Origin of the sequence: Mucilaginibacter sp., assembly GCF_025359345.1 — a bacterium.
Taxonomy (GTDB): Bacteria; Bacteroidota; Bacteroidia; order Sphingobacteriales; family Sphingobacteriaceae; genus Mucilaginibacter.
This window is the reverse complement of the sequence record NZ_JANYGQ010000026.1, coordinates 226,835-249,853: the sequence shown is the minus strand read 5'-3', so window position 1 is coordinate 249,853 and position 23,019 is coordinate 226,835. Positions and strand designations below refer to the sequence as shown.

The following is a 23,019-nucleotide window of genomic DNA, read 5'->3' as shown; positions in this document are numbered from 1 at the left end:
AGAGGTTGGAGATTAGAGATTAGTTGAAAGCGGGCTATGTTCCTAACTCCAATTGGTTTTTCACTAATTTATAATAGTCGCCTTTTAATGCAGTTAATTCGCGGTGTGTACCTTGTTCAACAATACGGCCTTTGTCCAGTAAAATAATGTTGTCGGCATTGCTTACCGTGCTTAGGCGGTGGGCCACAATAACTACCGTGCGGCCTTTAAAAAATTCGGCAAGGTTGTCCATTATTACCCGTTCGTTATTGGCGTCAAGCGCGTTGGTGGCTTCGTCAAAAAATATGTATTGCGGGTTTTTATAAACTGCCCTTGCTATCAGCATACGCTGGCGCTGGCCCTGGCTTATGCCATTGCCTTCGGCGCCAATTTTGGTGTTTAAGCCAAGCGGCAGGCCATCTATAAAATCCTGTATATTGGCCACTTTTATAGCATGCTTTAGTTTCTCTTTATCAGGGTAGTCATCGCCAACAGCGATGTTCCGTTCAATGGACTCAGAAAATATAAAACCATCCTGCATAACCACGCCACATTGGCCGCGCCATGTTTTAAAGCCGATGTTATTGATAGATTGCTCCCCAACTTTTATCTCGCCTTTTTGCGGCTCGTAAAAACGTAGCAGCAACTTTAAAATAGTGGTTTTCCCACTACCGCTCATGCCTACGATGGCTGTGGTTTTTCCTTCGGGTATGCTCAGATCTATATCCTCCAACACAGGTTCGTTACCTGCGCCCGGGTATCTGAAGGTCAGTTTATTTATGCTGAGGCTTTTGTTTTCGGGCAGGGTGTGGCTCCATTCCTTGTTCACCGGCTCTTCGTCGTCCATCTGGTGGATTTCGTTGAGCCTTTCCAAACTAATTTTGGCATCCTGGAAACCTTGAATAAAGCCCAGCAACTGTTCAATGGGACTGCTTAGCTGGCCCACAATATATTGCACCGCAACCATCGCACCCAACGTCAGGTTGCCGTTTATCACTGCCTGCGCGCTCAAAAATGTAATCAGAATATTTTTGCCTTCGTTTATAAATGTTGCACCGCCTTGCTGGTATTGGCTAAGCGCCAGGTTTTTTACGTTGAATTTAAATAGTCGCGCCTGTATGTGCTCCCATTCCCACCGTTTTTGTTGCTCGCAGTTGTTGAGTTTAATTTCCTGCATGCCGCCTATCAGCTGCACAATACTGCTTTGGTTTTTGGCCGACACCTCAAAACTTTTATAGTTTAAGGCGCGGCGGCGTTTTAAGAAAAGCACTATCCAGCCAATGTACAATGCGCTGCTCACCGCAAATACAAAAAACACGCCGATGTTATAGTAGGCCAGCACAACCGAAAACACTGCCAGGTTAAACATACTGAATACAGTGCTCAGGGTCGACCCTGTTAAAAAGGTCTGGATGTTTCTCTGGTCGTTCATGCGCTGCATAATGTCGCCCGTCATTTTGGTATCGAAAAAGCTCATGGGCAGCTTCATCAGCTTTATTAAAAAGTCGGTAAGGATGGATATGTTAATACGCGTACTGATGTGCAGCAATATCCAACTGCGGATAAATTCCACGCTTACCCGGCCAAGTATTAAAGCTGTTTGGGCGATAAGGATGATGTAGACGAAATTAAGGTTACGGGTATTGATACCGATATCAACAACCGATTGCGTTAAAAACGGTGCGATCAATTGCAGTAAACTGCCTATGCCCAGTCCGAAAAGCAATTGCAAAACCAGTTTACGATAGGCAATCAAATACCTGAACAAAAACGACCAGCTAACCTCGGTGCCTTTTTCATCGTCCTGCTCATAAAATTGAGGCGTTGGCGCTAAGAGCAGCGCTATACCCTCTTCATTTTCTTTATCGCCTACCCAATTGCGGGTAAAATCTGCTTCGCTAAGGGTTACCAGGCCTGCCGCTGGATCGGCGAGGTAATATTTATGGTTTTTTATTTTATACAGCACCACAAAGTGATTTTGGCGCCAATGTAAAATATAGGGTAGTTCTGCTTCTTTTAACTGGGATACACTAAGTTTTACACCCAATGAACGAAAGCCGGTTTTTTCTGCAGCATCGCTTATGCCAAGCAGCGAAACGCCCTCGCGATTTATTTCACAAAGCTTCCGCAGTGTTTGCACCTTAAAATTACGCCCGTAATGCTTTGCCACCATGCGTAAACAGGTAGGGCCGCAGTCCATTTGATCAGGTTGTTTATAGTGGGTGAAAGGCATAGGACGTATTATTTATTAACGAATTTATATTTTTAAATTGACATTTATTCTACCTTATACCTAAAAACCTGCCACCCCAAATTGCCATCTGCATCATTGCCTTCAACAGCAACCCGGTAAGTGCCTTTGCCGTCGGCATTAATATTCAAATGATGCTTTTTTTTTTGATGGAAGTCCCGGTAATAGCATCATCTCCCATTTCTTCATGGTTTTTTTATCGTTCCCCAATAATTGGCAGCTAGTAAGTACTAACTGCCAATTATTATTAATGCCCAGGCTTATAACAGGCAAGGACAACGGTCTGCATCACCAGCATATGCGTACGAAACCCATGATCCATTGTTAGGACAGTGAGGGCATGGGGCGCACGGGCTTAATACCTGTTGGTTAGTGCCATTAATGTTACAAATAACCCAAACCTGGTCCTGCCTGATGCCACCTGTAACGGCTTTCATTTCATTTCTGCTTAACTTTTGTTGCTTTTTCATATAAGTGTATTTTAGTTTTATACCGGTAACACCCCGGCTGGCGGCATGTGTTTCAAAGGGCACGCTCCTTTACTTTTGTGCACAAAGTATCTTTATGTGCTTTACTCAAGCATGTATTTTAAATCGGACAGCAGGTACAAATCAGGCAGGCGGTAGCCGTTAAGCAACATTATGGACGTCGCGTGTACTTCTGCTTTTTGGTAAATAGGTTTAACAACACCAGGTAATGGCAACGGGGAACAAAACTGTTTACAGCTTATAGTAAATAGATGTGTTATTAACCTATTTATTCGGGTGATAATGTATTGATGGCTTGTAAATGAATGCATAAGGTTAGGTAATAGTTAAAAACTAAATGTATAGCGTTAAAAGCAAAAAACAAAATATTAATGCAAATAAATTTCGCATCAATTACTTTACAATTGCGTGGTGCACAATTATTTCGCATTTGATAACATTTTTACCAAACCGTATAATCTACTCCACCTTATACCTAAAAACCTGCCGTCCCAAATTACCATCGGCATCAATACCTTCAACAACAACCCGGTAAGTACCTTTGCCATCAGCGTTAAAATACTCAAATGATGCTTTGCCGTCTTTATCGTTTATGATGTTGGGGTTCCAGTATATCGTGCTGCGTAAATCTGCCATTTTTTGGTTGGTGTGCGGGTTATCATATTGCGGTGAGTAAAATTCGCGCGCTTTGTAAAAGCCTTTAGCAGTGTAAACTATTACACCTGGGGCTTCTTTGTAGTAATTATTTATTTTTCTACCTCTTTTTGTTGTTATCATTAGCGCTCCACCCGCCGCCTGACTACCATAAATGGCGGCAAAATGTGGCCCTGTTAACACTTCAATACCTTCAATGTCGTTTGAGTTTAAACTGTCAAAAATGTCATAATCTACAAACATTCCATCCAATATTATTGCCATCGGCTGATCATATCGGGATTGACTGTTGAGATCCAGATTTTGTAAGTGCCTCACAAAAAGTTGACCATTGTTAAAAACGATCCCTGTAAGTTTGGCCTGTAAACAGTAAATCAACCTGCTACATGGCAGATTTTCCAATTCTTTTGCAGTTATTACCTGATCGGCACCGCCTTTCCCATTTAAGTTTTCGCTATGTGCAACAATCACCGTTTCCTTTTTTCCCTTTATGGTTACCTCCTTCAATATTTGTACATGTTGGTTAATACCATTCCTTTTTTGTTCTTCGTTAAAACTCTTATTACTTTGAGTATATGCTGCCAAAGCTGAATTTTCAGATTGGTTATTCGAGCGAAATTCAGTTGAAACCCCAGGCTCCTGCCGGGGTTTGTCAACTTGCACATCAACATCTTTGTCGCCCTTAGCTGTACGGGCTTGCAGTATAAACCGGGTACTATCGGGAAAACTTAGGTTATCAAATACAAATTTCCCGTTTTTATCGGCGGTGGTATCCAGCACTATATTAACACCGCCCCTGGTAAATAACTTTACTTTGGCATTTGGCACAGGTTTGCCTTTCGCCATTATAGTGCCGTTTATGGATAGTCCTTTTTCGGCAGTGTAGTTTATAGCGGCTTTGTTATTGTCTTTCAATATTTGCTGCCATTCAAAACTGCGATAACCGTGAGTTAGCATCACCAAGTCGAGATCGGCCATTGTTTTATCATTGGCATTGATGAAATAGTAGTTTGGTTGCTCAATGTAGCCTTTAAGTTCCGATGTCAACAACAAGTTATTTACAATGGTAGGCTCAGTTGCTTCATCTACCGCTACTTTATTCTCATCTGTTACTGAAACTGAGTAGTGGCCAACTGCCGGTTCGCCGCCATTGTTTGTTTTTAATTGCATGCTAACTTTTTGGCGGGCACTGTACGCTGTTTTATTGCCTGATAGGTTTAGCTTCAATAAATCGTCTTTTTGTACGAAAAACAGGCGCTCGCACAGGGGCTCACTATCCGCCGAAAACAGGGTGGCCCTGGCAATGCCCATTTTCATATCTTTCTTAGAAAGTGTAACGGTTACTTCCGGTTTGTCCAGCTTAAAGGTAATGCTTAGCGGTACCCCGCCGCTATAGGCAATCAGTGTAAATAATTTATTTTTATTACCCTCGTAATATGGCTTGCTACAGTCTATCTTAAAACTATATGCCGTGTTTGAGCCTGTTACTTCTAAACCTATCCCATTTTCTGTGCTGCGCGGCAAGTCAACAATCTCCTGTTTACCGTTTGCATAAGTAAGTTTTGCCCGGTAAGTTTTACCGGCTACCGGGGTGAGGTAAAAAAATCCCATGCCCAGGTGCGTCGCTGCAAAATTGCCTGCCTCCTTGTTTTCGTTATCCAGTATCGTCCCTTTTACATCAATTCCATATCCACTAGCTGCAACTGCCTTGAAAGCTACCTTTGTTTTTACGCCGGTTATAAGGCTCCCGCTTTCGGCGAAAAACTGCGTAGCGGCATTAGTGGTCTCGTTGGTTTTACCAGTTAAGCCAGCCTCGGGCACACGGGGGGCCATAGCGGAACCAATTTCAAGGCTTCGATAAACGTAGACGGGCAGGGAATCGTTCTGCATTAACCGGGTATAGGCCCTCACTCCGTAGTTCCCGCTCTTTAAACTGTCGGGCAGTGCAAAGCTGCCCCATGCCTTACCCTGTACAATTGGCAACTGCGCCGATTGCCGAAGTTTATTGACCCCGTCAATTAAATCGATGTATAAAACTCCGCTTAGCGTGGTCGATTTGTGTTCTGTACCCGTAACATAAGCTGCAAAATAAATCGTATCGCCTGCCGAATAGTATGGCTTATCAAAGTGCAAATATGTTTTTTCTGTAGGATGGCTTGTTTGGTAGAGATTATATCTGGCACCGACATTTTTAATGAGACTGCTGTCGGCATCAGCCGTATTGCTTTCGGCGGGTTCATAGTCAACAGGAAGCAACGTTGCTACCCTTGCCCTGCTCCAAACACCCTCGTAGCTCAAACTTCGCGGGTTAATAACTGAGCCGTTGTTATCGAAAAGCGCGACAGGATCATTAAAGCTTACCAGCGTGGCATAAGTATTATCCTTATCTGAGAGGTGTGTTATTGCACCGGAACTAAAACGGTGGTATTTGTTGTAGCTGATAAACAGGGCGTCGGTGCCCCCCGATGTAAATTCAAACAGGCCCCGCCGATTGCTTACCTTAAACATATCGGCTTTGGTTAAAGGTTCGGTGAGTAGTTTTTGCCCCATTGTAGCGGGCAGCTTCGATTTTTTCATCCAATAGTTGAGCGAATCCTTGTAGTTAACAGTGCCTTTCGCATCTTTCAATGCATTATAAACCCTTATATTTTCATTTATTAAGCTATCAGGCGGGCGCTGCGGGTTCCTCTTAATAGCCAGGCGAAATACCCTGAACCCCTCGCTTTCAATCTTATTATTTAAAGCTGCCCGTAAAAAATGTAACTGTGAGTTCTCATAAGCCTCCTGCCGGGCAGTTTGCCACTGCGCTTCCTCTTGTGGTGTACCTGCAAGCCGCTCAAAAAATACCGACCCGGAATACGAAAAACTTTTATTGTTCTCGTCGTAATTATTAAGTGTAAAGTTTTTCAAAAGGTACTTAAGCCGGTAGCCGAGCGACTTGTTTTCAATAATCAAAAAGTCGACCGATGAGCCCGTGAGCACGCCATTTCGTTCATCGTAGTCGAGATCGAGCATTTCAGGATTGACGATTTTACATCCTTTTGCCAAATCCGATTTGCCTAAAAACTCATCTTTAAACCAATCAAAGTTTCGTTTCCTGTCCGGGTCGGTTTTGGGTTTTATTTTTACTTCGGCAAGGCCGATGGTGGCCGGATACAGTGTAATATCGGGTAAAGTAATATTGCTGTTGTCGACAGTTATTGTTTGCGTGTACCTATCAAAACCGATAAGCGATATCACCAACTCATATTTGCCGGGCTTTACACTATTTAATGCAAAGGTTCCGTCATCTTTAGTATGGTCGCCAATGGTAGCGTTGCTTAAAAATACGCTGGCGTTGGGTATAGGGTGGGTATCACGCTGATTGATAACGCGGCCTGTTATTTTTAACTGGCTAAAGGCCAAACATGGCAAAATCAAACAAAGAAACAATAAGCGTTTAATCATATATTTTTTACTCCACCTTATACCTAAAAACCTGCCGCCCCAAATTGCCATCAGCATCAATACCTTCAACAACTACCCGGTAAGTACCTTTGCCATCAGCGTTAAAATATTCAAACGATGCTTTGCCGTCTTTATCGGTTATGATGTTGGGGTTCCAGTAAATGGTGCTGCGTAAATCTGCCATTTTTTGGTTGGTGTGCGGGTTATCATATTGTGGTGAGTAAAACTCGCGGGCTTTGTAAAAGCCTTTGGGCATATAGGTAACGACGCCGGGGGCGTAGCGGTAGTTGTTGTTTTGTTTTTTGGCTCTTTTGGTAGTTACAATTAAACCGCCCGCTGCCATCCTGGTGCCATAAATGGCACCCCAGTGCGGGCCGTCAATTATTTCGATGCCTTCAATATCGTCTGGTCTTAGATCAGCAAATGTCTGTAGTTCCACAAAAGTGCCATCGATTACCAAAGCTCCGCCCGTGGGTATTCCATTTCTAAATTGTAAACCATGGACACCTTGTAAACAATCCGCAAGCCTTCCGCAAATGAGCCTTTCAATATCTTTGGCCGTTATAATCTGATCTGCATTTCCTGAACCATTTAAATTTTCCGAATGCGGGATTATCGATTCTTTTTTTGCTTCCACCTTTACCTCGCGCAAAACAACTGGATGTTTATTTATACCATATTTTTGCTGTTCCTCATAAAACTGTTTCTGATTGATAACATAAGTAGAAATATCGGCAACCGAAACATTTGCCTTAGCATATTGACCGGTACCGTAATTTTTTATCGCTACCCGCGCTGCCTGGATGGTATCCAACTCGAGCGTAACATCATCCTGCCCTTTTTTTACCCTCGACTGCACTACAAACTTTGTACTGTCAGCAAATATCAGGTCTTTAAACGCAAACTTTCCGTTCACATCAGTTAGCGTATCGAGCATAAACATTCCGCCTGCTTTGCTAAACAGTTTAACTTGTGCGTTGGGAACCGGTTTGCCGTTCCGTTTTACCGTTCCTGATACCTGCATTGCTTTTTCGGGCTGGTAGGCAGTCGGTGCAGCTGTATCTGATAATACATTTTTCCACTCAAAATGCCGATAACCCTGGGTAAGCATCAGGTTATCCAGATCTGTTTGTATTTTCTCGTCTGTGCCCGCAAAATAATAGTCCGGTTGTTCAATATTTCCTTTTAATTCTGAAGTAAGCAGCAGGTTTGTAAGTATCGTATTTTCATTAAGCGAATCGACCGGCACCTTTGTTTCGTCGGTTACCGCAACAGAAAAGCTCCCGGTTACAGGTTTGTCCTCTTTATTTTGGGGGGATAATTTAATCTTTACTTTTTGGCGTATAGTGTATTCCGGTTTATCTGTTTTTGAATTGAGATTTAGCTGGTCGTGGTGATTGATAAATGCACGCCGCTCGTTTATGGGTTCACCATTTTGCGAAAACAAGGTGAATTGTATAATTCCTGTAGGAAATTTACTTTTAGGGATTATCGCTGAAAATATCTTACTGTAGCCCTGCTTTTCAGACGCGTAATAAACCACGCCGCCAGCTTGGGCAACCAGGCTTAGTTTGCTGCCGGTTGCTTCGTTGCCTGCCGTGATTCTTATTCTTAATGTATCAGGATTTGAATTATTTAAACTGATCGTGTATCCATCGTTTATTGCTTTTGGTAAATCGATAACGCTTGTTGTGCCGTCAGCATAAGTTATGTTGGCTTTATAGGTTTTACCCACTTCAGGCACTAAATTGAATGATCCAATCCCCAAATGAGACGATGCAAATTTGCATATCTCTGTGCCTGTCTCATCTTTAATAGTTCCAGTAATATCAGTCCCTGCCCCGCCCGGCTCAATAGCCTTAAATGCTATTTTTGAGTAATTGCCGGATACAAGGCTACCGCCTTCCGGCATGAACTGCACATCGAATTTTTTAGTTGTTAAGTTCGCAGCAGCTTTTTTATTTTTCGGTTGCGCGCTTTCCGGGATTCGCGGGGCAGTCGTGCTACCAACTGGTAACATTTGCTCAAAAAAAGCACTTTCACCATCATTGCGCATCCAATTGGTGTAAGCCCTAACGCGGTAGTTGCCGCCCTTTAACGTATCTGTTAACGCGAAATCGCCCCATGCTACGCCAGCAATCATTTGCAGTTTTAATGACCGGGCGATTTTATTATCAGGACTGATTAGTTCAGCATATAATATACCACTTAATGCTGAAAGTTTATGCTGTGCGCCAATGGTTATGTAGGCTTTAAAATAAATTGTATCGCCAATGGCATAGTAGGGTTTGTCGAATTGGAGATAGGCTTTTTCGGTGGGGTGATTGGTTGTGTAAGCATCTAGGGTTGTGGCAATGTTTTTGTCCTGGTTATTCTGAAAGGTACTATCCTTACTTGCCTGGCCAAAAGCCAAACTTTGAATTGCTACAATTAAAAACAGTAAAACCTTAATCATGTAAACTTTTTATATTTAACATTTGCATTACTCCCAAAACTTATTGACCAACGATACCAGCTTACCTATGACTATTCAATTAGCTGTTTTGGCATTGTAAAAGATAATAAGTCTTTTCAAGCCGTCGTCACCGGTCCCTCTGTATATAACCTTCCCAGTTGGGTCAATTAAAATACTGGTGGGGAACTCATTTACCTTATATTGTCCAACAATACCATTGCTAATATTTCTGTTATCAAATAACTGAACCCAATTCATATCATGTTCATTAATTATTTTTTTTACTTTTTCAACATCTCTTAAATTGTCATATGCAACACTTACAAATTGGATTTCGTCTTTATATTTGCCATATAGTTTTTTAACTTCCGGAATAAGGCGAACACATGGCACACACCAAGAGCCCCAAAAATCCAGCAGTACATATTTTCCTTTTCGTTGCTCCAAGGAAAACGGGGCATTTATTTTTATGTCTCTCGATATAATACCTGGCGCAAACATTCCCGTTTCTCCATCGGTTTTACTGCTTTTCCCGTCATAGTTTATAACTAGTGTATTATTAACCGCCGATTTTATAGTATATCTATTTTCTTCGATTTTCAGTGTATCTGAGCTTTTGTATCTGTACCCATTGTTGTTTTTTGCATCAAATGGAAGTTTTTGAATATTGATTTCATACGTTGACTTGGGATGAAGTTGATCATAGCCTATCACATTTATCTTAAATCGTTTATTGTTTACAGTAAGTGTTCCGGTTTTGTTAATCAATAAAACGTCAATTATTATGTCAAGCTTTTTAGCATCTCCAATTTTAGAATCATCGCTTGAAAAATTATTAAATGCGTCTATTTTTAATGGTACTACAGCTTTACGTATAACGTTCTCATCATAATAGCTAATTGTGGCGTTACAGACCCGCGGCTTATTGCTTTTTGCACTGAATTCGAAGTCAATATCATCTTTGAAATCATGATTATTATTTGCATCCACTATCACATGTCTATTTCCCAGCGAATCAATAGCATTGAACAGATAAATATAATTCCCGGGAGTTTTGGTTTTTGTGAGATAGGTCGTATCAAGTTCATATCTTTCTACAAATTCCCTAAATAGTTTTTTTCTACCTGGGGTTTCAGGCAAATTTTCATATGTAGCCTGCAAATTGTAGTAGGCTATTCTTCTTAAACTCCAATATGGGTATTTTTTATAAGGTACATTGGTAAATAAAGAAGTATCATTAAAAGGCCTGGATGGGTTTTGAATAGCCAAAGTATCTGATGCATGAAGGGCAATTTCAATTTTTTGAGCATCCACCTTCAAAATAAAAACGGATAAGGATAACAAAACAAGCAATCTTTTAATCGTCATGAATCTTATATTGATAAGATATCACATTGACAGTTATACCAATGTGATATCATTTGATTAATTAGCTGGCAGGGCAAATATTTACGCAAAGCCTGGACGTAGGTGAATTTCCTACAGTACATGTTACTCCAGATGCATCGCTGGAACAGGTATCTTTCGCACAACCTGTTAGTTTTGCTTCTTTATGCGATCCGTCGCTGCACACGCAATCATGCGTACAATCACCGTCAGCACCAATTGGAGCAGTACCGCCAATTACATTTTTCATTTCAGCTCTGCTAAGCTTTTCAAATTTTGACATAAAATTAAGTTTATTGAATTTTGATTAATTTTACCCGTACCAAGCCCCGGTAAATTAGGCTGCATGTGTTTTTAAAAGGGCATGCTCCTATACTTTCGCGAAAAGTATCTTTATGTGCTTTACTCGAGCATGTATTTTAAATCGGGGAGCTGGTACAAATCAGGCAGGCGGTAGCCGTTAAGCAACATTGTGGGCGTAGCGGTTACTTCTGCCATTTTTACCCAGTCGCTTTGTTTATCCAGCTTGTAAAAATTCGCTTCGTTTAGCTGCACGGGGTACACTTTTGCCCAGGCTTCGTAGTTTTTCTGCTTTTGTTCGTACCAGTCGTGCAGGGCTTGTTTTACAATTGCTTTGTCGGGGAGTTCGTTGAGGGCCATCAGGTGACGGCTTACGGGGGTTTTTATGTCTTCGGGGGTATTGCTGGCGGTAAATACGATGCGGGCCTGTATGTTGCCGTTGTTGTTAAGCAACTCGTCTAAAGATGCATGCATTTTGGCGCAGGGCGGGCAATAGGGGTTGCTCACCATGGTAATTATATTGCTGGCCTCTACATTGCCTAATACTATGCTCCATTCGTCATCGGGCGTTGCGTATTTGGGCTGTGCTACCAGCACATTATTAAACAGTTCGGTATTGTATTTAAACTTTCGCAGTTGGTTTTTTAATGGCCGCAATTGCTGCCGGCTTAAAAGCAGCGGCTTTAACAGCATCCATAAAATGACAGGCAGCAGCAGGCAGGTAAAAATGGGAATGGCCTCAGCCCAGCTATGAATAATCGCCTCACCCCGGCCCTCTCCAAAGGAGAGGGTGCGAAGCGCAAATGATGCAAACTCCAGCCATAAAAGCGCCTGCACGGTGCAGCATAAAACACACCATTGTTTAGCAACCCGCGCCTGGTAATAAATGGAATAAACTGTATAGGGAAGGCTTACAATATTTAAAACCGCCAGCACCCACCAAACCAAAGTGGAGCCGCCGCCAAAAAGCAGCAGCAGCCAGGTTCCTGCAAAATAAAAAAAGCCAACCTCGCTCCAGCTTAGGCCATCGAAAACTTTTGCGGCATTTGATGATAGTATGGCGTTACAATTGGTTTTACTGCTTGCCTGGCAAAGCTTTTGCACCAGCGGATTATTACTATCTATCGATTGTACCAACAACAGGATGGATGTTACCAATCCTGCGGTTTTAAAAAGGGTTAGCAATGCGGTTTGCCAGGTTAAATCAGTAAAATAACCGTTATGCAGCAGCGCTCCCAGCAGTATGAGCAACAGTACAGTTGCTATAGCCGGGACTTTTATGGAGTTTAAAACCGTAGTGAGGCTTGTAGTTGTTTTATAAGCGGATGATGGTTCGGCTGTTAATACCACGCCCTGGAACATTTTTTTAAAATCATCAAGGCTTAGTTTATGCTTGTTCCATTTGTCGCTGCTGGCTAAAACGGTGTCGCCGTTAATTTTTTCTATCGTTAAAAAATCGCCGCCGTTCAGGTTAGTATGCGCAATAAAGGGACAGGGAACTGTGCCAATATTTTCGGCATCAACCCGGTAGGCCGCGTTATCTATATCGAACGCGGTAAGCACATCGCTGATTGCCAGCAGACTGGGGTAATCGGGGTGTTTTTCTAACTCGGTAATAATGGTGACAGGCTCAATGCCTATAGCAAGGCACTTTAATAATTTGATAACTGCCGCTTCGGGATTTTGGTAATTGGTAAACGATAACATAAGGCCAGGTAATAGTTAAAAACTAAAATTATAGCGTTAAAACGCAAAAACTAAAAGTATAGTGTTAAAGGCAAAAATCAAAATATTAGTTTAAATAAATTTCGCGTCGATTATATTATAATTGTGTGATGCACAATAATTTCGCATTTGATAAAATTTTTATCAAACCATATAGTTTAATCCACTTTATAGCGATAAACCTGCCGCCCCAAATTGCCGTCGGCGTCAATACCCTCAATAACAATGCGATAAGTACCGCGGCCATCGGCGTTAAAGTATTCAAATGTTGCTTTGCCGTCCTTACCGGTTATGATGTTGGGGTTCCAATATATGGTGCTGCGGAGATCGAGCATTTTCTGGTTTGTTTTTGGGTTGTCATACTGCGGTGAGTAAAACTCGCGGGCTTTGTAAAAGCCTGTAGGTTTATAAGTTACTACACCGGGTGCGTAGCGGTAATATTCATTTGTTTTTTTTGCCCGTTTAGTTGTTATTATTAATCCGCCCCGGGCCATCCTTGCTCCGTAAATTGCTCCGTAATGTGGTCCATAAACTTGCTCAATTCCTTCAATATCGTCCGGGCGTAAAGCATCAAATTCATCCGATTCAACAAAAGTGCCATCAATGTAAATGGGGACCGGTGTTATACCATCGAAAGTAGGTGTGCCATTCCTTGTGAATATAATTCCCTTCAAAACTCCTTGTAAACAATCCTTAAGCCTTCCGCAAATAAACCGTTCAATATCTTTAGCGGTCAGCACCTTGTCGGCCTGGCCGGAACCATTCAGGTTTTCGGAATGCGGTATAACCGGGTCTTTTTTGGCTTCAACTTTTACCTCTTTCAACAAAATGGAAGTTTTGTTTATGCCGTACTTCAGTTGCTCCTGGTAAAACCGGTGCTGGTTGATCATGTAATAGGCAGTATCGGCATTTTTAAAAGACGGCGCGTTGTTAATACCGGCATTTTTTATGCTGATGGCCGGGAACGAAGGTGTATCCAGGTCGAGCGTAACATCGTCCTGCCCTTTTTCAACCCGCGATTGTACCACAAACTTTGTATTGTCGGCAAATTCCAGGTTCGGGAATATAAATTTACCATTTCTGTCGGTCAGCGTATCCAGCATAAATACGCCGTTAGTTGTAGTGAACAGTTTTACTTTGGCGCCGGGTACGGCTTTGCCGTTTCTTTTTACTGTGCCCGATATTTGTAACGATTGTTCGGGCTGGTATTTTATCGGCGTGTTGGTGCCTGCCAATACTTTTTTCCATTCAAAACTTCGGTAGCCTTGTGTGAGCATCAGCATATCCAAATCGGCAAGCTTTTTATCGTCAACGTTTCTGAAATAGTAATTGGGCTGTTCAATTGCCCCCCTCAATTCAGATGTAAGAAGCAGGTTTGAAAGGATAGTGCTTTCGGCGTCCTCGTCAACCGGTACATTGGTTTCGTCAATTACCGCCACCGAAAAATTGCCGGTTACCGGTTTATCATCGCCCCCTGCGGCAGTAAGCTTAATATTAACTTTCTGGCGAGGCGCATAAGTATTTTTTGCTGATATCGCCAACTTAAGACTGTCCGCCGGATTGTTTACAAAGGCCAGGCGTTCGTTCATTGGTTCGCCATTTGGGTTGAACAGGGTAAATTGCACAACACCTGTCGGGAACCTGTTCTTAGGTATTACCGCGCTAAAAAATTTAAGGCCGGGCGTACTTTCGGCCGCGTAATAAACTACTCCGCCTGCTTGTGCCAGCAGACTAAGTTTATCTATACTGCTGCCGCCTGCAGCGGTTATCCTTAGCCGTATGGTGTCAGCATTGTTATTGTTTAAGCTTAGCGTGTACCCGGTATTTACTGCTTTGGGTAAGTCGACAATGGAGGTTGAGCCATCAGCAAAAATTACGTTCGCCTTGTAGGTAACGCCTTCGCGTGCGACTATGTTAAAAGCGCCCATGCCCAAATGCGTAGAGGCAAAGGTGCATACTTCCTGGCCTGCGTCATCAGTTACCGTTCCCTTTACCTCAGCGCCAAAACCATCAGGGGCAACCGCTTTGAATGCTATCCGCGAATAATTGCCGGCAATAAAGCTACCGCCTTCGGGTAAAAACCCGATATCATTTTTGGTTACCGATGCTTTCAAAATCGATGTTTTGGTCACTGCATTGCCACCCTCCGGCACGCCTTTAATCCCCATTGAACCGATAAGTATATCCTGCTCAAAAAAGGGGGCTTCTCCTCCATTGCGCATTGGGTTAGTATAGGCCCGTATGCAGTATTTACCACCTTTCATGGTGTCGGGTAATGCAAAATCGCCCCAAGCCAGGCCATTGGTTAACTTTAGCTGTAGGGATTTTGCTAATTTGCTACCCGGATTTATCAAATCAACATGCAATATGCCGCTCAGCGCCGAAAGCTGATGCTGCCCGCCCGAGGTTACGTACGCTTTAAAATAGACAGTATCGCCAGCCCCATAGTAGGGTTTATCAAAATGCAGGTAAACTTTCTCAACTTTTTGGGTATCGGCAAAGGCTTTTAGTTTGTTTATTATGGTATTTATTTGCTTCGTGTTTATGGTGGTTACCAACCCATCACTATAATCAACCGGCAACAGGGCGGCCATACCACTCCGGGCCCATGCGCCATCGTAGGTAAGGCTTTTAGGATCGATAATAGTGCCATTGCTATCAAAGGTTGCACCCGGCGAATTAAAGGTTACGATAGTATTGCCCTGGTTGCCCAATTTAGCGTACGAACTATTATTAAAATGATGGTATTTATTATAACTAACATAAAGCATATCGTGCCTGGTGAACAAGCTGTACAAGCCCTGTCCGTCGGGACCGGTAACCAGGGAGTCAGCATCTTTTATATTTTTCGAAAGCACTTTATCAAAATAAAAAACGCTGTCGGGCACGTAGTCAGCTTTAACAGGCAGCCGTAATACCCTAAAACCCTCCTCTTCAATCCTGTTATTAACAACCGATCGTAAAAAATGCATTTGCGAACCCTGGTACACATCGCTCCGGCGTTTTTGCCATTCTTTTTCCTGCGCCGGCGTGCCGCTCATTTTTTCAAATAAAATATAACCGAAGTAGCTCAATGCTTTTGTATCGAAGTGCGAGTTATCAAGCAAAAAATAGTTCAAAAGGTATTTTATCCTGTAACCAAGCGCTTTATTTTCAATCAGCAAAAAGTCAACCGATGATGCCGATAGTGTGTTACTGTCGGCGTTAAAATGAAAGTCGAGCAATTCGGGGTTTAGTATTTTGCATTCCCGGGCAAGGTCGGTGTTGCCTAAAAACTCCTTCTCAAATTTGTCGAGATATTTTTGCCTTTCGGGGTCGTTCTTTTCGGCCCTAACCGTTACCTGGCTCAACACAATAGTTTTGGGGTATAGCACAATATCGGTAAGCTTAATACCTGCTATGCCTACGGTTACGGTTTGCTTTTCCGCCTCAAACCCAACAATGGAAACTACCAGGTCGTACTTACCGGGGCGCACATTCTGCAGCAGGAATGTACCGTCGCCGGCAGTTGTTGTGCCGGTTGTAGTATTGCTTAAAAATACGCTGGCGCCGGCAACAGGCTTTGTATCAGCCTGGTTGATAACCCGGCCACTGATAGTGTACTGCCCCAGGCAACCTAATGAAATGAATAATAGTGATATGATTAAGATAAAGGTTTTCATTACCTAAAGTTAATGAAAAAGCAATAGCAAATGCAATTGAGTAGCAATAATTTACTCTACTTAATAAATATACACCTGCTTCCATAAATTGCTATCCATGGCAGCTGAAATCAGACAATATACGGTGCCTGTCCGATGGGCCGCAAATTTAGGCATTAAAAATGATGAAATACTGACAGTGTTTTGTCAGTACTTTTTGTGTTTTTAATACTGATTTTTAAGTTAAAAACTGCCCTAATGAACAGGAAATGCACTTTTTACCGAAATGTATTGACTATTTACTGTTCCACCCTGTTCATTATGTTCCACTGTGAACAGCAACAGTTTTTTGCCTGTTACAAGAACTATTTTGTGTTAGTCCACCTTATACCGGTAAACCTGTCGCCCCAGGTTCCCCTCCACATCAATACCTTCAACAACTACCCGGTAAGTGCCCTTGCCATCGGCATTAAAAAACTCGAACGAGGCTTTGCCATCCGGCCCGGTTACTACTGTTGGGTTCCAGTAAATGGTGCTGCGCAAGTCCGCCATTTTTTGGTTGGTTTGCGGGTTATCATACTGTGGCGAGTAAAACTCCTTTGCTAAATAAAAACCCTTTGGCATATAAGTTACCACACCCGGCGAATAATGGTAATAGTTGTTTGCCTTGCGCCCCCGTTTTAACGTAATAACAAACAAGCCCGCCGAACCTTGTGTGCCGTAAATTGCAGTAGTGTGCATATTATCCAGTACCTCTACACTTTCAACATCACCTGCTATTACATTGTCCAGCAGGTTAGGTTCATTTTCCTGCATAGTGCCGTCAATTATTACTTTCATGGGGTCGGGGGTGGCGTTTGTTGCCCGTATATCCAACCCGCCAAGCTTTCTAACATAAAAGTAACCGTTTTTAAAATCGATGTTCACCAATTTCGCTATCAGGCAGTCGCGCAGGCGGCTGCAGGCGAGCATCTCCAGGTCTTTGGCGGTAATAACCTGGTCGGCGCTCCCTTTACCATTAAAATTGTCTGAATGTTCAAAAGTATCCTGCCCTTTTTTATCCTTTACAGTAACTCCCTTTAGCAACAGCGGGTGTTTATTGATGCCGTATTTTTGCTGCTCCATGTTAAACTGCTTGCTGTTTTGTATATAGGCGGACATATCAATCTCATAAAAACCGTTACCTGCCTTACCTCCTGCCGCAACATTCCATGCAGGCAGTAAATGCAATATTGCGGGGGTTGAGGGTGTATCTACGGTTAGCACCACGTTATCCTGTCCCTTTGCTGTTTTTGCCTGCACAACAAATTTGGTGCTGTCGCCAAATACCAGGTTTTTAAAAACAAACCGGCCATTAGCATCGGTAACAGTGTCCTTAAAAAAATTGGTTGTGCTTTTGGCAAACAGCGTTACTTTTTGGTTTGAAAGTGGCTTGCTGCCTTTTTTCACCAAACCTGCAATTTCAAGCGCTTTTTCGGGCTGATAAGTTACCTGGTGCGGAGTATTGTCCAGCACCTGTTTCCATTCAAAACGGTGATAGCCCTGGGTTAGCATCAGTGCATCAAGGTCGGCCCCGGTTTTGTCGGTAACGTTGGCAAAATAGTAGTTGGGCTGCTCGATATAACCCTTCAATTCGAACGTAAGCAGCAGTTTTGATAATATGGTATTTTCATTTACCTCATCTATAGGCACTTTGGCTTCGTCAGTAACCGATACCGAAAAGTTACCGATAGCAGGCTGGTTCAGCTTGTTTTTGGCCTGGATAGTTACCTGCACTTTATGCCGGCTTGCATAAGCCGTTTGCCCGGTTGATACATCAAGGTTCAACTGGTCGTTATTATTTACAAAAATAAGCCGCTCGTTTAACGGCTGCCCGTTTGCGTCAAACAGGGTAAACTGTACTACACCGGTCGGAAATTCCTTTTTTGATACAGCAACACTAAACTTACCGGCATCGGTATTTTTTGCCGAAAAATAAACAACCCCACCCGACTGCCCCACAAGCGTTACTTTATCCAACGGGTTTTGTTTACCGCCCGCCACACTTATTTTGATGATGCCTGCGTTGGTGTTATCTATGTTTACCTGGTAGCCATTATCGCTTGCTTTTGGTAGCTCCACCACCGTTGATGAACCATCGGCAAATGTTATGGTGGCCTTATAGGTTTTACCAGCAACGGGTGTAAACTCAAACACCCCCATACCCAGGTGAGTGGTTGCGAACGTGCCCGCCGGTTTGTTTTCGCTATCGGTAATAATGCCTTTTATTTCCGTGCCGAACCCATCAGGCGATATGGCCTTAACAGCTATTTTGGTTTTAACGCCCGCCAGCATATTGCCGCTCTCGGGTAAAAACTGCACATCAGATTTATTGAGCGCAGCAACCGGAGCCTGTTTTGATTTAGCAGCAACAGCCCCCCCTTCAGGAACTTTTGTACCTGAGGTACTGCCAATGGTTAACGTCTGGTCGAAAAAATAATCGTTCCCGGCATTGCGCATCCAATTGGTGTAAGCTCTTATGTGGTAGTTACCGCCCGATAGCGTATCAGCCAATACGAAAGTACCCCACCCCAGGCCATTGGTTAATTGCAATTTAACCGACCGCGCTATTTTATTATCGCTGTTTATCAGATCGGCGTTCAACACTTCGCTCCACGTTGATAGTTCGTGTTTGGCACCATCGGTAACGTAGGCTTTAAAGTAGATGGTGTCGCCTGTTGCGTAGTAGGGCTTATCAAAATGCAGGTAGGCTTTTTCAATATGGCCGCCTGTATAGTCGGTTATTTTTTGGTTTAAGTTTTTAACCAATAAGCTGTCGGGCGTAATTGCTTCGCTTTGCTGGGGCTGATAATCTGTCGGCAGGTTATCGGCAAGGCGCTTTCGCAGCCAAATACCTTCCATTGTTATGCTTTCGGGATTGGTAATTATCCCTTTTTTATCAAAAAAAACAGCCGGACCGTTAAAGTGCAACAGGGTGTTACCTGTATTGTCATACGCAGCTAACTTGTTAAAGGGTATGTTTGCAAACGCACGGTACTTGCTGTAAGCCACATAAATTTCACCGCTCTTGCCACTTAAAGTATACAAGCCGTTATTGTCGGGCCCTGTTATTAAATCGGTTTTGTTGAGCGGCGTTGGCAGCAGACCGCCGGGTGTTTTGGGGAGGTTCTTTTTTTTCACCCAATAGTTTAGCGAGTCGCGGAATGCTTTGTCGCTGCTTAATGCAATAAATTTCTTCAGCTTTGCATTAATTACGCTGTCTGCAGGCCTTTCGGCATTTGACGGCAAGCGCTGGGCCTTAAAACCCTGCTGGTCCAGGTTGTCGGCAATAACCGAGCGTAAAAAATGTGGCAGCGAGCCCTCATAAGCTTCCTCTCGTCGGTTTTGCCATTCCTGCTCCTGCTTCGCAGTCCCCTTAGTCTTTTCGAAAAAAGCATAGCCCGAAAACACACTTGTTTTTTCTTCCCCGTTATTCAGCGTAAAATCTTTTAACAAATATTTTATGTTATAGCCGAGTGCTGCGTTGGTAATCAGCAACAGGCCGTCAGCCGATGCCGTGAGCGTGCTTGTTTTTTCATCGTACTTTAAATTAAGTATTTCGGGGTTGGTTATTTTTGATTCCTTAGCCAATGCTGACGTCCCTAAAAATTCATCTTTAAACAAACCGAGGTAGCGGCCGTAATTATTTTTTTCGGCTTCGGTTAGCGCGGTAACCTTTTTTACTTTGGCCGATAAGCTTATTGCAGCAATATTCTGATTGCCATTTTCAGCATTAATTGTTTGCGTATACGTATCAAAACCGGGTGCCGAAACTACTAAATCATATTTGCCCGCTTTCGCATTTTTAAGGCTGAATATACCGGTGGCTGTAGTTTTGGCACCTGTAGTTGTGTTGTTTAAAAACACGATGGCGTTGGCAACAGGCTTGCCGTCGGCATGGTTTACTACCTTGCCCGTTACGGTTACCTGGCCAAATATTACAGCAGGCAGTAAAAAAAATAGCAATAGCAAGGTTTTGGCCATAACCAAATTTATTCCAAATAGGCTAATAAATCAAACGTTTTAATTTGTAATTAAATTACGCTTAGTAAAGATACTAAGTTGCCAATGTTTAATCATTTACTATAGGCTTAAACTATCAATTATTGCATTTAATTTAATAGCCAACCCGTATGTATCCCAGTTCTTCCAAATCATCAACAGTATTGGCTACGTGGGTACGGCCATCTTTAAGCAGGTAAACGTTGTCGCTTATGTCAAGCAGGTGCGTGTACATATGGTCGGTTATTAAAAAACCTTTATTGGCTTTTTCCTCCAGCAAAAACTGTTTAATATTTTCAATCTGGATAGGATTTAGGTGTGTAAAAGGTTCATCGAGCATGGCAAACAGCGATGGAGTTTTTACCACAATGTAAAGCTCCAGTGTCCGCCATTGGCCGCCTGACAGCTGCTTAACTTTTAGCTCGTGCCGTGATTCAAATTCAGGGAAACGACGGTTCAAATCATCCGCTGAAAGCCCAAAATCTTCCAGCACCGTTTTTACGGTCAATTCTTTGGGGACGAAATTAAACTGGGGGAGATAAAGCAATAAATCAGGTCGCTTATTTATTTTGCGGGTAACGTTGCCATCAAACCTGATGGAATTAATTGAAGAATTTAATGTGCCCAGTATAATATTCATCAGGCAGGTTTTACCCTGACCGTTGCGCCCCAGCAGACCGGTTATTTTGCCGGTTTCGCATTTCAGGTAAACGTCCGTAAGGATGTGCCTTATGCCGAAATCAAGCTGGATGCCGTCTGCTTCGAGGGTGTGGATCATGGTGGAATGGTTGATTAAGTTGATTGGGGTAGATTGGGTAGATTAGGTTGTTTCATTGCCGATAGGCAATAATTATTAATATCAACCAAAGCGAAAAATCAACCAGCCAGACTGTTACGGCCAACCTTTGTTTCGATATGCCGAGATTTTGATAGTAGTACAATTCTTTCTTTTTGGCTACAAAAGCAAAGTAAATCATCAGGCATAAGGTTACTATCTTGCCCCAAAAAAACGTTCCGATTAATTTATTAGCCAGGTCGCGATGGAAAGCAATGGCATAGGCGCTAACTATCGTTACAAAAAAATTAGCCAGGAAAATACCGCGGTAAAAGCGTGCGATTAGTTTTAAGGTGCGCATCAGTTGTGATAACGCAAATAGTATTGATAACTTATATTTTAGTTGAACTAATTTTCAGGAAGGATTGCGCTTTCGTCGGCCGAGTGGCTGTCACCCGTTTTTAATTTCGCCACCAGCCAGACTATCATCACCCCAAATAAAGCTATTATACCAAATGACAGGCGGATGCTCGATGCATGTGCAATGTAACCCACAAATGGCGGCACTATCAAAAAACCGATATAGCCAACCGTTGATATGGAGGCCAGGGCCGATGAACTGCTCATATTTTTTGATTTACCCGCCAGGCTGAAAATCATGGGTACCACGCACGATACGCCAAGGCCCGCAAGCACAAACCCTATCATTACGGTAGCTGTATATGGCAGTAACACGGCAAGCATCAAACCCGAGAAGATAAATATGCCGCTAAATTTAAGCACCGTTTTTATACCGAGACGGGTAACCAGTTTGTCGCCAACAAATCGCCCGGCCGTCATGGCTATCATGTAGAATACAAAGGCCGCTGTTGCGGTGGCTTTTTCGGAGTGTACAGCTTTTTGAAAGTAGATGGCACTCCAGTCATACATGGCATTTTCGCAGGCCATACTGGCGAAACAGATTAAGGAGAACTTGATCAGGTATTTATCGGGCAATGAAAATACTGGCTTGCGGCTTTGAGGGATAGGTTTTTGATCGAGCGTGCTATTGATAAAATAAACCGTTAATGCAAAAAGGGCGATACCCACAAACAAAAAATGGTACTGCAGGCCAATGCCGTAGTATATTACCAAATAACCCACCCCTGCCCCGGCAAAACCTGCCAAACTCCAGATGCCGTGAAACGTAGCCATAATTGATTTGCTGTACAAAGCCTGCACGGCCACACCCTGGGTATTTATTGAGAGCGTCATGAGGTTACGTGCTGAACCGAAACAAAACAGCATAGCCACCAATTGCCAAACGGCATTTGTGTAGCCGATAACAACTATTATCACACATAAAAATACTGAACCAAAAAGCATTACTGCACGAGCGCTGTAATGACTAAGCAGGCGGTTGGTTATGGGCATGGTTAGCATAAGACCAATAGGCATAGCAAACAGCACGGAACCAAGTTGCGCTTCGTTTAAATTAAGTGCGTGTTTAATTGATGGTATGCGCGATGCCCAGGTGGAATACCCAAACCCCGAAATAAAATAGAATATGGCACAGGCTATCCTTAATTGCGCGGGTGTTTTTATGTTGGTAGCCTGGTGGTTCACTTAAATATTTAGCAGCGCTAAAATACAAGTTTTGCAGGGAACAAGATATGTAAATATTAAGGTGGTGTCGTGTCAATCGCGAATTGACGCTTAGTCTTGAGTCGAAAGTCTTGAGTCCCAAGTCAGAAAAAGACAAAATTTGACTTAAGACTTGCGACTTAAGACTTTTGACTTAACAGTACTGCTAAAAAACAAACTCCGTGCTCCCTGTGCCTTCTCCGCAACCTCCGGGGTAAAAACAACCGCGGGTTACACAAGAAGACACAGAGAGA

12 protein-coding genes are annotated in these 23,019 nt (G+C 42.9%); all 12 read right to left on the bottom strand.

Annotated elements, in window-relative coordinates; all coding sequences use genetic code 11:
• Positions 1–34 precede the first annotated feature (34 nt).
• On the bottom strand, positions 35–2,212 hold the full coding sequence (locus Q0R52_RS17545; RefSeq protein WP_295796541.1) for a peptidase domain-containing ABC transporter: 2,178 nt from the start codon (positions 2,210–2,212) through the stop codon (positions 35–37).
• A gap of 278 nt (positions 2,213–2,490) precedes the next feature.
• Positions 2,491–2,700: a hypothetical protein gene (locus Q0R52_RS17540; RefSeq protein ID WP_295796539.1), complete on the bottom strand. Its 210-nt coding sequence runs from the start codon at positions 2,698–2,700 to the stop codon at positions 2,491–2,493.
• A gap of 477 nt (positions 2,701–3,177) precedes the next feature.
• A complete protein-coding gene (locus Q0R52_RS17535; RefSeq protein ID WP_295796537.1) occupies positions 3,178–6,819 on the bottom strand; it encodes a carboxypeptidase regulatory-like domain-containing protein in 3,642 nt (1,213 codons plus the stop codon).
• 7 nt (positions 6,820–6,826) lie between these two features.
• On the bottom strand, positions 6,827–9,274 hold the full coding sequence (locus tag Q0R52_RS17530) for a TonB-dependent receptor (protein ID WP_295796535.1): 2,448 nt from the start codon (positions 9,272–9,274) through the stop codon (positions 6,827–6,829).
• 75 nt (positions 9,275–9,349) lie between these two features.
• Positions 9,350–10,642 (bottom strand): TlpA disulfide reductase family protein, encoded by a 1,293-nt coding sequence (locus Q0R52_RS17525; protein ID WP_295796533.1) that lies wholly within the window; start codon positions 10,640–10,642, stop codon positions 9,350–9,352.
• 61 nt (positions 10,643–10,703) lie between these two features.
• Positions 10,704–10,943: a hypothetical protein gene (locus Q0R52_RS17520; protein WP_295796530.1), complete on the bottom strand. Its 240-nt coding sequence runs from the start codon at positions 10,941–10,943 to the stop codon at positions 10,704–10,706.
• Positions 10,944–11,062: 119 nt separating this feature from the next.
• Positions 11,063–12,667 carry a vitamin K epoxide reductase family protein gene (locus Q0R52_RS17515; protein WP_295796528.1) on the bottom strand — a complete coding sequence of 535 codons (1,605 nt, stop codon included), beginning with the start codon at positions 12,665–12,667 and terminating at the stop codon, positions 11,063–11,065.
• A 176-nt stretch (positions 12,668–12,843) separates the two neighbouring features.
• The gene (locus Q0R52_RS17510) at positions 12,844–16,347 is read right to left on the bottom strand and encodes a carboxypeptidase regulatory-like domain-containing protein (protein WP_295796526.1); all 3,504 of its coding nucleotides are present in this window, start codon (positions 16,345–16,347) and stop codon (positions 12,844–12,846) included.
• Between the two features lie 354 nt (positions 16,348–16,701).
• Entirely contained in the window at positions 16,702–20,349 is a 3,648-nt protein-coding gene (locus tag Q0R52_RS17505) for a carboxypeptidase regulatory-like domain-containing protein (protein ID WP_295796524.1), read from the bottom strand.
• Positions 20,350–20,482: 133 nt separating this feature from the next.
• A complete protein-coding gene (locus tag Q0R52_RS17500) occupies positions 20,483–21,145 on the bottom strand; it encodes an ATP-binding cassette domain-containing protein (protein ID WP_295796522.1) in 663 nt (220 codons plus the stop codon).
• 52 nt (positions 21,146–21,197) lie between these two features.
• The gene (locus Q0R52_RS17495; protein ID WP_295796521.1) at positions 21,198–21,503 is read right to left on the bottom strand and encodes a hypothetical protein; all 306 of its coding nucleotides are present in this window, start codon (positions 21,501–21,503) and stop codon (positions 21,198–21,200) included.
• Positions 21,504–21,550: 47 nt separating this feature from the next.
• Positions 21,551–22,747, bottom strand: a complete 1,197-nt coding sequence (locus Q0R52_RS17490; RefSeq protein ID WP_295796518.1) for an MFS transporter — start codon at positions 22,745–22,747, stop codon at positions 21,551–21,553.
• Between the last annotated feature and the right edge of the window lie 272 nt (positions 22,748–23,019).

Bases quoted from the DNA above. Each gene is read 5' to 3' on its own strand.
- Q0R52_RS17545 (WP_295796541.1), bottom strand. From the start codon at position 2,212: ATGCCTTTCACCCACTATAAACAACCTGATCAAATGGACTGCGGCCCT.
- Q0R52_RS17540 (WP_295796539.1), bottom strand. From the start codon at position 2,700: ATGAAAAAGCAACAAAAGTTAAGCAGAAATGAAATGAAAGCCGTTACA.
- Q0R52_RS17535 (WP_295796537.1), bottom strand. From the start codon at position 6,819: ATGATTAAACGCTTATTGTTTCTTTGTTTGATTTTGCCATGTTTGGCC.
- Q0R52_RS17530 (WP_295796535.1), bottom strand. From the start codon at position 9,274: ATGATTAAGGTTTTACTGTTTTTAATTGTAGCAATTCAAAGTTTGGCT.
- Q0R52_RS17525 (WP_295796533.1), bottom strand. From the start codon at position 10,642: ATGACGATTAAAAGATTGCTTGTTTTGTTATCCTTATCCGTTTTTATT.
- Q0R52_RS17520 (WP_295796530.1), bottom strand. From the start codon at position 10,943: ATGTCAAAATTTGAAAAGCTTAGCAGAGCTGAAATGAAAAATGTAATT.
- Q0R52_RS17515 (WP_295796528.1), bottom strand. From the start codon at position 12,667: ATGTTATCGTTTACCAATTACCAAAATCCCGAAGCGGCAGTTATCAAA.
- Q0R52_RS17510 (WP_295796526.1), bottom strand. From the start codon at position 16,347: ATGAAAACCTTTATCTTAATCATATCACTATTATTCATTTCATTAGGT.
- Q0R52_RS17505 (WP_295796524.1), bottom strand. From the start codon at position 20,349: ATGGCCAAAACCTTGCTATTGCTATTTTTTTTACTGCCTGCTGTAATA.
- Q0R52_RS17500 (WP_295796522.1), bottom strand. From the start codon at position 21,145: ATGATCCACACCCTCGAAGCAGACGGCATCCAGCTTGATTTCGGCATA.
- Q0R52_RS17495 (WP_295796521.1), bottom strand. From the start codon at position 21,503: ATGCGCACCTTAAAACTAATCGCACGCTTTTACCGCGGTATTTTCCTG.